Raw genomic sequence first — 12,193 nt, 5'->3', positions numbered from 1 at the left:
CTCACTCGAGAAAGTCATTGTGCCTTAGCGAAAAATCGTGCTCCTTCTCTCTGTACCTGGATTGGAAGTCCAAAAACAGCGGAAACATGTTGCGATGTGATGACTTGGTCGATCGGCCCTGAGACAGCAATCGCGCCATCTTTTAGGAGCAACGCATGTGTGGTGCCAACTGGAATTTCTTCGATGTGGTGGGTAACTAGAATTGTTACCGGAGCGTGCGGGTCGCTGGAGAATTTAGCAAATCGCTGGAGAAGATCCTCGCGTCCTCCCAGATCCAGACCAGCCGCAGGTTCGTCAAGGAGGAGGATTTCGGGATTCGCCATCAATGCACGGCAAATTTGCACCCTTTTCCGCTCCCCCTCACTCAATGTCCCAAAAGGTCGGTCGCCCAATTCGCGCACGCCAAATGTGGTGAGGAGTGCGATTGCCCTGGATTCATCCCAAAGGTCGTATCGCTCATTCCATCGACCGATGATCGCGTAGGCGGCAGTGAGAACCACATCTCTTACCAATTCATCGCCTGGAATATTTTCCGCCAACAATGAACTGCAAAAACCAAGGCGCGGCCGGAGTTCAAAAACATCCACTTTGCCCAGAAGCTCTCCGAGGATTTCTACGGTTCCGAAAGTTGGGAAACTCATAGCTGACAAGAGTTTGAGAAGGGTCGACTTGCCAGCGCCGTTGGGTCCAAGAATTACCCAATGCTCCCCTTCGGTGACGGAGAAATTAACGGGGCCGAGGATGACACGCTCGCCGCGGCGGACGCTGACATCGGAAAGTGAGAGGACAGTTCGTTGACTCATATAGAGAGAAAGATAGTGGCAATGGACCTACATTCTCGCCACGCCCCCTCCCTAAATCACGGTAACCTCGCCCTATGCAGGAAACCCAACCTTTCACTGGATTGATCCTTCTCTCGGGCATCGACGCTCCGGGGATTACCGAGGCCCTCTTCTCAGCCCTGGCACCCTTTTCGATCTCCATCCTAGATATCGAACAGATGGTCATCCGCGACCGGCTCATATTGACAGTGCTAATCGGTCTTGACTCAGCCCATGCTCCAGCCGTTGAGGCGGATTTAGCCGCCTGTAGTGCGGATTTGAGCGTCGATATCGCCGTTTCCTTCTCCCACCTGGCCTCCGATTCAATTGGCGTCAAAACTGGGCTGCTGCATGTGACTCTTTTGGGCCAACCTCTTCGCCCCTCGGCCATCGCGGCAATTGCGAGGGAATTGGCCAACCATCAAACTAACATTGAGCGCATCCATCGGACTGCTTCCTACCCAATCACAGCCTTTGAATTTGTCGTGTCAGGCGCATCTCGACAGGAACTCCGTGCCGCTCTGGCTGGAGTTTCACGTGAACATGGAGTCGATATTGCCGTGCAGCAGGGCGGTCTTATGCGCTGGGCAAAGCGACTCGTCCTGATAGATGTGGATTCCACCCTGATTGGCCAGGAAGTCATTGAATTACTCGGCGCAAAGGCTGGGGTCGAGGAGGCCGTTAAGAAGATCACGGATTCGGCTATGCGGGGCGAGATTGATTTTGAACAGTCTTTGCAGGCACGGGTCAGTCTCCTGGAGGGCTTACCTGCTTCTGTGATCGCAGAGGTACGCGGCGAAATTACCCTCACCCCCGGAGCTCGGACTCTGATCCGCACACTTCAACGACTAGGTCATACGGTGGCCGTTGTCTCCGGAGGGTTCATTGAGGTCATCGAACCCCTTCTTAAAGATCTTGGCATTGAGCTATACCGCGCCAATAGCCTGCAGGTAATCGGCGGCAGGTTGACCGGAAGAACCCAAGGACCTGTGATTGATCGGGCTGCCAAGGCTTTGGCATTGCGTGAATTTGCCGAACTCTCTGGGGTCGGACTAGATCAGACAATTGCGATCGGCGATGGTGCCAACGACCTCGACATGATTGCCGCGGCTGGGCTTGGCATTGCTTTTAATGCGAAACCGGCCGTTCGTGCAGCGGCTGATAGCTCGCTGACCCAGCCCTACTTGGACAGCGTCCTATACCTCATGGGAATTGCCCGCGAGGATGTCGAAGCAGCCGATGATCAGAGTCGACAGGCGTGAATGTCTGTCACAAGAATTCCGCGCGCGCCTAAGGCCCAAAGGGCGTCCATCACATGATTGGTTTCTTTACGAAGGACCATTGCACGTACGGCAACCCAATCCCCCTTTTGGAGCGGTGAAATTGTTGGCGACTCTAACCCGGGTGTGATTGCGCAGGCTTGTTGAACCAGGGTAAGTGGCACGTCGTAATCAAGCAGGACGTAACGTCGCGCAATAATGACGCCTTGTAGACGACGGATAAGAATTTCCAATTCAGGGCGAATTTCTGATCCGGTCCGTTGGATGAGCACCGCTTCACTCTTCAAAATCGGATCACCGAAAATTTTCAAACCCGCTTGACGAAGCGTGTTGCCAGTACTGACAACATCGGCAATTACGTCGGCAACCCCAAGGCGGACGCTACTTTCAACAGCACCATCGAGTCTGACGACAGTGGCGGAGATTTTCGCTTTCGAAAGATAGTCTGAAACAAGTCCCGGATACGCAGTGGCTACCCGCTTTCCCTCGACATCCTGCAAAGTCCAATTGTGTTCGATACTCGCCGCAAAACGGAAAGTCGATGTACCAAAGTCCAATTCCAAAACTTCTTGGGCAGGAGCTGCAGAGTCAATTAGAAGATCTCTTCCAGTGATACCCGCTTCAAGTTCGCCAGAGCCTACATAAACTGCAATATCTCTTGGCCGTAGGTAATAGAACTCAACGCCGTTATCGGGGTCCGAGAGAACCAGATCGCGCATGTCAGTGCGTTGGCGGTAACCTGCTTCGCGCAGCACTTCAGATGCTGACTCGGAGAGGGAACCTTTATTAGGGACAGCGATTCTTAGCACGAGACTCCTTAAAGATATCGGTAAACATCAGCGAGGGAGATTCCTCGCGCCAACATCAAAGTTTGCAGGTGGTATAGCAGTTGGCTAATTTCCTCCGCTAATTTTTCGTCACTTTCATACTCGGCTGCGAGCCAGACCTCTCCGGCCTCTTCTAGAACTTTCTTGCCGATGAAATGCACGCCCGCATCGAGGGCTTGCACCGTGCCTGAATCAGCAGGGCGCTCAAGCGCTTTTTGCTGGAGTTCAGTCCACAAACTTTCGAATGACTTCATTGCAGAACTTTACTGTACAAGCGAACGTTGCAGATGGAGCATTTGCAGAGCGGCAGTAGCGGCCTCAAAGCCTTTATCTTCGCCACTTCCAGGTAATCCTGCGCGAGCCACCGCCTGATCTAAGGTGTCGCACATGAGTACGCCAAATCCGATTGCCTTTCTGGATTCTAGAGTGAGATTCATGATGCCGAGTGTTACGCCCTCGCATACAAAATCAAAATGGGGGGTTTCACCTCTAAGCACCAACCCCAAGACAATCGCCGCGTCATAACCACTATCGAGAATCATGGCCGCAGCGAGTGGGAGTTCGAAGGATCCTGGAACCCAATCGACTCTCAAATCACCTACCTCCCCTTCCACACAGGCTCGTTGCGCGCCTGAAACAAGTGCTTGGCATATTTCCATGTGCCACTGCGAACTGACGATTGCAACCCTCGCCCCGGGAACTTTAGGTATCGAAATTGCAGGTGCGCCTTCACCACTCATCTAATTGATTCCTTTCCGAAGAGGTCGAGATCACTGGGGATTAGGTGACCCATTCTGTCCCTTTTGCTAGCCAAATAACGAGCGTTCGATTCATTTTGTCCGACCACAAGTGGAACAATTTCGACATCTATCCCGGCGCCTTTTAGGGCCGCCACCTTCTCCGGATTATTGGTCAACAAGCGAATCTTTCGCACCTGCAATAACTCAAGTAGTTCAATGGCATCGTGCCACTTTCGTTCGTCTATTTCATGGCCCAGCGCTAGATTCGCGTCGACAGTATCTAGCCCATTGTCTTGGAGAGCATAGGCACGAACCTTTTCAATCAACCCAATTCCGCGACCCTCATGTCCCCGCAAATAGATCAAAACTCCCCTTCCCTCATCTTCAATGAGAGATAGCGAACTCTGCAATTGCGGACCACACTCGCATCGAGTAGAACCCAGCACCTCGCCAGTGAAGCACTCAGAATGTATTCTCACTAAGGGTCCATCCGAATCATCATTGAAGTCGGCGGAGCCGAGAGTAAGTACCACGTTTTCGTCGCCTTCTGCTCCCTTTACAACCATTATTTTCCAATTAGCGCCCGGTCGGGGTAGCAACGACTGGGCGGCAATATCTGCATGAGTAGTAACAATGGGGTTTGAAGCATTCAACTCCGCTAGTTCTGCGATAGAAATTGTAGGGATACTCCATTGTTGAGCAAACTCTCGCAATTGAATTCCACGCATCATCGATCCGTCATCATTGACCAGTTCTGATAAAACAGCCGTCCGTGGCAGGCCCGTTAATTGGCACAGAGCAACGCCAGCTTCGGTATGCCCCCTTCGACCCGCTAGTCCATCAGGATGAGCAATCAGTGGAAAAATATGTCCGGGACGGACGAAATCAGATGCCACGGAAGACGCATCTGCCAATGCGCGAGCCGTATTTGCGCGCTCTTGGGCCGAAATTCCGGTGGTTATTCCCTCTTTTACGTCTACGGTAATTGTAAAGGCAGTTCCTTTACTATCTTCATTGCGCGAGACCATAGGAGGAAGCGCTAGCGCCCTCGCTCGTTCAGAGTCCATGGCGACACACACGACTCCAGAGGTATGCCTAACCATAAAGGCCATCTTCGCGGTATCCATGAAACTGGCTGGGCCAATTAAGTCTCCTTCGTTCTCCCGATCGAAATCATCCGTAACGATAATAAGGGAGCCATTTCTAAATGCGCTCAATGCGTCCTGGATCATAAACTTCCCCCCGTGTTCAGCAATCTTTCAACATATTTAGCCAGAACATCCACTTCAATGTTGACACGATCTCCTACTTTTAGGAGTCCAAGAATTGTCTTGGACAGGGTCTCAGGTATCAACCAGATTTCGATTTGGGAGGCAACGTCATCAATATTGCCAACCGTGAGTGATACACCATCAATGGCAATAGAGCCCTGGGCAACAACGTATTTCATTAGGTTCTTTGGGATCGAAACCAGAAGCCGTTCCCATCGTTCACCGGGCTCGCGTGCTATTACTCGACCGACCCCGTCAACATGACCTTGAACCAGGTGGCCACCAAGACGCTCGATCGGCAATACTGCTAATTCCAAATTGATTTTACTTCCCGGACGAAGTTCGCTCAAACTCGAAAGTCGCAAGGTTTGAATCATGACATCCACTTTTACTGCATCTTCATTCTCTGTGGCAGTCAAACAAACACCATTTACACTAATTGAATCACCTAACTTGATTTGGCTAGCCAATCGCCCGGCGTCAAAAAAGACCTCAATCGAACTTTCGTGTTCAATCAATTTCTCGACTGTTCCCATTTCTTGAATCAGACCAGTAAACATCAGGAGTTCACCTCTGCTTCCTCTCTAACTTTCGGCCGGAGTACCGTCAGTGCATCAGGTCCGCTTCTCTCGACCTTCATAATGTTGAAATCAAAGCGTTGCGAAAGAGTCGTAACATTAAGGTCGCCGATCGTCTTCATACCTGCTCCCAATATGGTTGGAGCTTGATACCAGTGGATTTCGTCAACGAGATTCTCTTTCAATAGAGACGTCCCTAACTCCGCTCCCGATTCGATAAGAACTTGATTCACTTCAAGATCCACCAAGGCAGCGATTACTACATTCAAGTCTCTTGTTTTAAGAAAAATCGATCGCGCTTGTGCGTCCTTAAGATTGGAATCATCAGGAATTGATCGAGTACCAACAACCATTCGAATTGGACGGCGCTCGTCGCCTCGGGGGATTAACGAAGGATTGTCGGCTAACGCGGTGCCTGTGCCTATGAGTATCACGTCGGACTCTGCCCGCAATACTTGTACAGACGCTCTGGATTCCTTTGAGGTAATCCACTTTGACGTGCCATCCAACGCCGCCGAATAACCGTCCAGAGTGCTGGCTATCTTCCAAATGAGGAGTGGTCTGCCAGTTTCAATCTTGTGTAGCCATGATCGATTCGACTCTCTCGCTTCGCCTTCCATTAGAGACGACGTGACTTCGATTCCAGCCTCCCGCAAATTCATTGCACCACCTTGGGCAATGGGATTTGGATCCTGCAGCGCAAAAACCAGGCGGGAAATCCCGGAATCTATCAACGCCTGGGTACATGGTGGAGTTCTGCCGAAATGATTACACGGCTCTAAGGTCACATACATTGTGGCGCCTTTTGGATCGTTATGTCGCGTAGAACAATCCATCAAGGCGCGTACTTCTGCATGTTCTTCACCTGCATGAAAACCTTCACCGATGACTTGACCCAACGAGGAGACAAGGACTGCCCCGACAATGGGATTAGGGAAAGTTTTTCCAAGACCCAAACGGGAAAGGTTGATGGCGCGAGTCATGTGAAGTTGATCGTCCATGTCTTCCCCTTAAAATTACCGGGGGCAAAAAGCACATAGACCTAACGCAACCGCGCTAGTTCGATACGCATCCCTTTATCCAGACTCTAACTGTCGGTCTTGGAATTTCGCCAAGTCAACCGACCACTGGATGTGGTCGGGTCGCGGACTTTCACCGCCGGTTCGGATTTACACCGACCCCCGGAACAACGTGGCTCTATTCTGGCACAGACTGCGCCAATGCGCGCAATTTGGTGATCATCTGCGCTGGATCTGGGGCTTTGAAGACCGCGCTGCCTGCTACAAACGTATCTGCTCCAGCTGCGGTGGCTATTTCAATTGTCTCTTCTGAGATCCCACCATCGACTTGAAGCCAGATCGGACGAGTACCGATCATTTTTTTGGCCCTTTGAATCTTCGGCACCATATCGTGCATAAAACTCTGGCCACCAAAACCAGGCTCGACCGTCATGATCAAATACATATCGACAAGGTCTGAAAATTCCGCATAGTCAGTGATTTCAGTACCAGGCTTTACGGCAAGTCCGGCACGAGCGCCTTCGCGTCGAATTGCCTTGAGTGCTCCGGCGATGTCTTCAGTCGCTTCAACGTGCAAAGTGACGCTCATGCAACCCACCTCCGCATATTGCGGTGCAATTCGATCTGCATCTAGGACCATCAAGTGTGCATCGACTGGAAGGATGCTCTCGCGAATAATCTTTGAGGCAGATTCAAAGTCGAAAGTGAAGTTGGGGACGAAGAGGTTGTCCATCACATCCAAATGCAGAAGATCTGATACTTCAGCAATACGGCCAATCTCAGCTGACAGATCGTCAAAATTTGCATTGAGGATACTTGGGGTAATTCTAATCTCTCGCGACATTCTCGAATCGTACCTGAGCCTAAGAGATTCTCTCAAAAAGCGTGATGAACACCGCTATGAGATTCGCTCGAATAGCGTCAAGAACATGGCATCAGTGCCGTGACGATGGGTCCACAACTGCATAGAACCATTGACTACCGCATTCTCTAGATTCATCGGCAGATAGGGTTCGATTGATATTTGTCGGATGTCAGAGCGACGTTTCAATGCACTAGATATCTGAACTTTAGTTTCGGCTAAGTGGGGCGAACACGTTGCGTATCCGATGATTCCCCCTACTTCTGCCACATCAATTGCACTATCGAGAAGTTCTCTCTGCAATTGGGAGAGCCCGGCAAGATCAGATGGTTTTCTTCGCCAGCGGATTTCCGGGCGACGACGTAACGCTCCAATTCCAGTACACGGCACATCAGCCAGTACTGCGCCGAATCTGCGTCCATGTTCTGATATTTCACGCCCATCCCCTACCCAAACTTCTCCCCCCGCAATGACTTGCTGGACGAGGTTTGCACGCGCAGGGGAAATTTCATTTGCAACGAATTGCTTACCTAGAGCTTGCGCCAGACTGGAAACTAGTGCGGCTTTCCCGCCAGGACCTGCGCACAAATCCAGCCAATCGTCCTTCTCTTTGGCGGCGTCTGCAAAAACTGATCCAACAAGTTGGGAACCTTCATCCTGTATCCCCGCTCGGCGCGCTCGGATCAGATCAATCTCCCCTGGGATTGAAACAGAGGTTGCGCCGTACGGAGAATATTTCGTTGGCTCACCACCAAGGGCCAGAAGATCAGCTTGGGTAGAACGCCCTGGCCATGAAACCAGGGTCGGGGATGCGGGCACATTGTTAGCTGATAACGCCGCGATGACCTCCTCTTCTTCACGAAGGAGATCAAAATACGCGGAGACAATCCATTCGGGGTGAGAGTACTTGATCGACAACCTTTCATTGCGATCTTCTACCGAGGAGATGGAAGCAAACCATTCGTCCAGGGTCCATTTACTGACTCGGCGCAAGAGGGCGTTGACATAAGTTGCGCGCGACTCCCCCAAAACCTTGCGAGCAAGTTCTACCGTGGCGGAAACAGCGGCGTGTGCAGGAACTCTCATCTCCATTAGTTGGTGTACGCCCAAACGAGAAATATCAACAATTCCTGGGTCTACTGCATCCCACGCTCGATCACTCACTTGAGAAAGCATCCAGTCATGTCGACCTTGCATACGAAGGGTTCCGTAGACCAGCTCCGTCACAAAAGCCCTATCTCGCAGTTCTAGTGCGCTCTCACTGAGCGCTTTCGGAAGAAGTAAATTCGCATAAGCATCACTTCGATTCACCAGCTCTAGAACCTCAAAGGCCAGGACTCTTGCGGCATCTGGGCGAGGTTTACGGAATTTGTTGGGCGTATTAGACAAAAGATTCACCGACAAGTGCACGCGCGCCATTAATCCAACTCTTTGCTGACATGACAGTTTTGCCGGCAGGCGTCATTTCCTCAATGACTAGGGCGCTTGCCTCACCGCAACCCACCACCACATTTCCATCATGCAGAGTTACTTCTCCGCCTTTCAACGAGTGCTCCATTGAATATGGGCGTGCGCGGGTGATGCGCATAGGCGTATCTCTCCAGGTGGTCCATGCTCCCGGCTCTGGCGTGAAAGCGCGTACCTGGCGATTCAACTTCACCGCGTTCTGGCTCCACTTGATCCGGGCCTCCTCTTTCGTGATCTTGGGCGCATAACTCACCCCGCTATCCGCTTGCTTGACTGGGAGAGCTCCGGCCTCGATTAAATCAATAGTTTTCGCGACAAGTTCCGAGCCGATGGTTGCCATTCGTTGAAGGCACTGCCCCGAATTCTCATATGGATCATTGGGAATCGAACATTGTACATAAATGGGACCAGTATCCATACCGGCATCAAGTGCAAAGACGGTTAAGCCCAACTCGTCATCTCCATTGAGTATTGCCCGCTGTACTGGGGCTGCACCTCGCCAGCGAGGTAAGAGAGAAAAGTGAAGATTAATAAAACCATGTCGGGGTACTTTCAAAATTCTCTCTGGCAAAATCACGCCGTACCCGATGGCGACGACGAGGTCCACATTGGCTAGTGGTTCTACTAGTTCGTCTGACGTCTCCGCCTTGACGGTCAGGACATGGTGGGCTGCGGCCCACGATGCCACTTGCGAAGGCCTTAAGTTTCGTCCGCGACCGGCCGGCCGATCAGGTTGGGTGATTACCAGACGTAGATCATGCTTGGACCCATGCAGCCAATCCAAAGTCGGAATTGCCACGTATGGAGTCGCCGCAACAGCAATGCGCACTAAAGACCTTTGCCGTAGGTGTAATGTGGCGAAACTTTAACCTGGGGATTCGCTCCAGTTTCTTGCGACAACCCAAACCATTCGGACTCGCGAATCTCTTTCATTGCGTTTTTCCGATCCTCTTTAGAAAGGCGATCAATAAAGAGAACCCCGTCAAGGTGATCCGTCTCATGTTGGAGTGCGCGCGCAAGTAATTCACTTCCCTCAACCGAAATTGGTTCGCCGTACATATTCCATCCCTTAGCGACAACTCGGAATGCACGCGGGGTGTTGTATCGGAGTTCTGGAAAAGAAAGGCAACCCTCTTCCCCCTCTTGCAGGTCTTCGCTTAAATCCAAAGTCGGGTTAATGAGATGACCGAGGGCTTCATCAATGTCCCAGACGAAGACCCGTAGCGGCACTCCAATTTGCGGAGCGGCTAATCCAGCGCCCGGAGCATCCATCATTGTGTCGGTGAGGTCCGCGACAAGTACCCGCAACTCTTTGTCGAAATCAACCACTGGTGCCGACGGAGTTACCAGAACCGGATCGCCAAATAAGCGGATGGGTTGGATGGACATAGTGGGAGTCTAATGGGTCAAAGAATATGGATCGACTCTCATCGTGAAGAGGGGCTTATGGGAAATTGAACGGCGGCGCTGCAATTCATGGAGAAAGCCCACGACTGTCGGTGCCAGAGAGAAGGGTGCTGATATTAAGATTCGGGATCTTTCATTCTCTCGTGCGTGTGGGCCCGAGAGCTCAGTCTGCGAAGGAATTCGTTCTTCGCGACGGGCCGTTTCAAGACCCGCCAAGAGCGAAGTGGCCTCCCGGGAATTTGTTTCGAGGCTTATGTATCGGTAGTAGGGAGGGAATTTCAATTCCTCGCGATCTTGTAACTCTTTGCGAACCATGGCGGTTGCATCCCAACGGGTCAGAGAGGCAACCATCGGATGTCCTTGATCAAGGGCGAGAAAGATGATTCCAGACTCTGAAACTAGACTCGCGGTTTCAAAAAAATGCTCCCGTGCAGTTTCTGCGGATCGAAGATCCGTATGACCGAGAAATCTTGTGCCCTCCAACAGGGCCACCGCTGAATAGCCTGCCGGTGTGGAAGGTTGCGACCCGGGTGTCGCAACGACAAGCGCGGGTTGATGAGGGATGTGATCCACAATGTGATCACCAGAGGAATTGATAATCTGATTATTCGGGAAAGCGGTCCCGATCTCTTCGGCGAATCTATCTATCCCGCGGGAGGCGATATATATCAAAGTGTCCTGGCACCATGCACAGTGCCAGGATGGGAACTGTTTCTGACAGAGAACACATTGAGGATCCCGTCCGGCGGCCTTCTGTTCAAGTCGTCCGCCACACTCGCAGAGTGAGATATTGCGGCACTTATTACACAGAACCGCATTCCCATAACCTTTTCGCGGAACCAGAAAAAGTACTGGTCCCGATATAAGTGCGTTTCGAACTATCGGGAAAACTTTGCTGGGAAGAAGTTCACCATGCGTTTGGGATGCTGCGGTTACCGCGCGGCGCCGCTTTGAAGAGATATGCGTGATCCATCCAGTTTCAATGAGCCTTGCCAGTTCGAGCGACGGCGAAAAGCCCAGAAAAATCAGGCTCTCCTTGCTCTCGTTTGCCCGCATGAGTGCTACATCGCGCACGTTCCAACCAGGAGTTCGTGGTTCATAGAGGAGTTCCGACGTCTCCCCTAAGACAATAATTGTCGAGCCCGGTTGTAAAGGTGCGAATATCGAGCCGCGCAGTCCGAGTGCGACTCTCGAACTTCCGCTCACTACTTTCAAATAGTTGCGGTAGCGATCAGCTCGTGAAAGGTGACCATCAAGGCGGACCACCGACTCTCTTGGCAAAAGAAGAAGTAGGTCGACTTCAATTCGGATGAGCTGGCGCTCATCCGGGGCAACGACAAGTACTTGTCCGTGCGCAACTCGGTTGACTATCAGCCGTGAAAGCAATTGGGAAACATTGAGAGAAGGGGGAAGCGACCAGAAGGCCCTTACCTCTTTCGCGAAGAGTTCAAGCGGGATATCGCCTCGCTCGACCGCTGGCAATGCAAATTCTTGCGGTAAAGAAATCGGTTCTTTATCTACGGAGGCGACTCTGGGCGGAATAGCACTTCGTACTACGTCATATGGCATACCAGCCCAGCGACGAGCGACTAGTGAGATCAGCGATAGGGAATCCGACGTAGCGACCGGGTGCGGAGAAAGAACTTTCAATAATGCTTTTAGATTGCCCGCGCTTGGCGAACTCTCGATTCTCTCCACAATGATTGCTTCATGGATTGAGTTTCCAAATTCGACCTGGACTCGAACTCCCGGCAGAGCAACGCTCGAAAGAGTCTCGGGTACCCAGTAATCGAAGGGCGAATCCAAATGGAAGACGCCACTATCAACCCAGACCCGAGCGACCGGAAGTTTAATCGCGACCGTGGGTTTACCTGAGGTACCCACTTGGGATTTCAGACGGAGTGGTCGAGGTGCAACCACG

The 12,193-nt window shown here is 51.7% G+C and carries 13 protein-coding genes and 1 riboswitch; of the genes, 1 reads left to right on the top strand and 12 read right to left on the bottom strand.

Annotated elements, in window-relative coordinates; genetic code table 11:
- Nucleotides 1–14: 14 nt before the first annotated feature.
- On the bottom strand, nucleotides 15–803 hold the full coding sequence (locus tag VMW30_05370; protein ID HUW87789.1) for an ABC transporter ATP-binding protein: 789 nt from the start codon (nucleotides 801–803) through the stop codon (nucleotides 15–17).
- A gap of 74 nt (nucleotides 804–877) precedes the next feature.
- Between VMW30_05370 and serB the strand changes: the two genes are divergently transcribed.
- Nucleotides 878–2,083, top strand: a complete 1,206-nt coding sequence (gene serB / locus VMW30_05365; protein ID HUW87788.1) for a phosphoserine phosphatase SerB — start codon at nucleotides 878–880, stop codon at nucleotides 2,081–2,083.
- On the opposite strand, the gene hisG is transcribed toward serB, so the two are convergent.
- From hisG to VMW30_05310, 11 genes are all read right to left on the bottom strand, one after another.
- Complete coding sequence (gene hisG / locus VMW30_05360) at nucleotides 2,065–2,910, bottom strand: ATP phosphoribosyltransferase (GenBank protein ID HUW87787.1); 846 nt, start codon at nucleotides 2,908–2,910, stop codon at nucleotides 2,065–2,067. The genes serB and hisG overlap by 19 nt on opposite strands.
- Nucleotides 2,911–2,918: 8 nt before the next feature.
- Complete coding sequence (locus tag VMW30_05355) at nucleotides 2,919–3,182, bottom strand: phosphoribosyl-ATP diphosphatase (GenBank protein HUW87786.1); 264 nt, start codon at nucleotides 3,180–3,182, stop codon at nucleotides 2,919–2,921.
- Between the two features lie 9 nt (nucleotides 3,183–3,191).
- Entirely contained in the window at nucleotides 3,192–3,668 is a 477-nt protein-coding gene (gene ribH / locus VMW30_05350) for a 6,7-dimethyl-8-ribityllumazine synthase (protein HUW87785.1), read from the bottom strand.
- Complete coding sequence (gene ribA, locus VMW30_05345; protein ID HUW87784.1) at nucleotides 3,665–4,900, bottom strand: GTP cyclohydrolase II; 1,236 nt, start codon at nucleotides 4,898–4,900, stop codon at nucleotides 3,665–3,667. The genes ribH and ribA overlap by 4 nt, the downstream gene beginning before the upstream one ends.
- Nucleotides 4,897–5,499, bottom strand: a complete 603-nt coding sequence (locus tag VMW30_05340; GenBank protein HUW87783.1) for a riboflavin synthase — start codon at nucleotides 5,497–5,499, stop codon at nucleotides 4,897–4,899. The genes ribA and VMW30_05340 overlap by 4 nt, the downstream gene beginning before the upstream one ends.
- The gene (ribD, locus tag VMW30_05335; GenBank protein HUW87782.1) at nucleotides 5,499–6,518 is read right to left on the bottom strand and encodes a bifunctional diaminohydroxyphosphoribosylaminopyrimidine deaminase/5-amino-6-(5-phosphoribosylamino)uracil reductase RibD; all 1,020 of its coding nucleotides are present in this window, start codon (nucleotides 6,516–6,518) and stop codon (nucleotides 5,499–5,501) included. Before ribD ends, VMW30_05340 begins: the two co-directional genes overlap by 1 nt.
- A 63-nt stretch (nucleotides 6,519–6,581) precedes the next feature.
- A riboswitch (FMN riboswitch) is annotated at nucleotides 6,582–6,710 on the bottom strand.
- Between the two features lie 4 nt (nucleotides 6,711–6,714).
- Entirely contained in the window at nucleotides 6,715–7,380 is a 666-nt protein-coding gene (rpe, locus tag VMW30_05330; GenBank protein ID HUW87781.1) for a ribulose-phosphate 3-epimerase, read from the bottom strand.
- Nucleotides 7,381–7,434: 54 nt separating this feature from the next.
- A complete protein-coding gene (locus tag VMW30_05325) occupies nucleotides 7,435–8,817 on the bottom strand; it encodes a transcription antitermination factor NusB (protein HUW87780.1) in 1,383 nt (460 codons plus the stop codon).
- Nucleotides 8,780–9,694 (bottom strand): methionyl-tRNA formyltransferase, encoded by a 915-nt coding sequence (gene fmt / locus VMW30_05320; GenBank protein ID HUW87779.1) that lies wholly within the window; start codon nucleotides 9,692–9,694, stop codon nucleotides 8,780–8,782. Before fmt ends, VMW30_05325 begins: the two co-directional genes overlap by 38 nt.
- Complete coding sequence (gene def, locus VMW30_05315; protein ID HUW87778.1) at nucleotides 9,694–10,254, bottom strand: peptide deformylase; 561 nt, start codon at nucleotides 10,252–10,254, stop codon at nucleotides 9,694–9,696. The genes fmt and def overlap by 1 nt, the downstream gene beginning before the upstream one ends.
- 9 nt (nucleotides 10,255–10,263) lie before the next feature.
- Complete coding sequence (locus VMW30_05310) at nucleotides 10,264–12,192, bottom strand: hypothetical protein (protein HUW87777.1); 1,929 nt, start codon at nucleotides 12,190–12,192, stop codon at nucleotides 10,264–10,266.
- Between the last annotated feature and the right edge of the window lies 1 nt (nucleotide 12,193).

The sequence above is a fragment of the Candidatus Paceibacterota bacterium genome, assembly GCA_035530615.1.
Lineage (GTDB): Bacteria > Actinomycetota > Actinomycetes > Nanopelagicales > Nanopelagicaceae > QYPT01.
The sequence above is the reverse complement of the archived record's forward strand: the minus strand, read 5'-3'. Positions and strand labels throughout refer to the sequence as shown.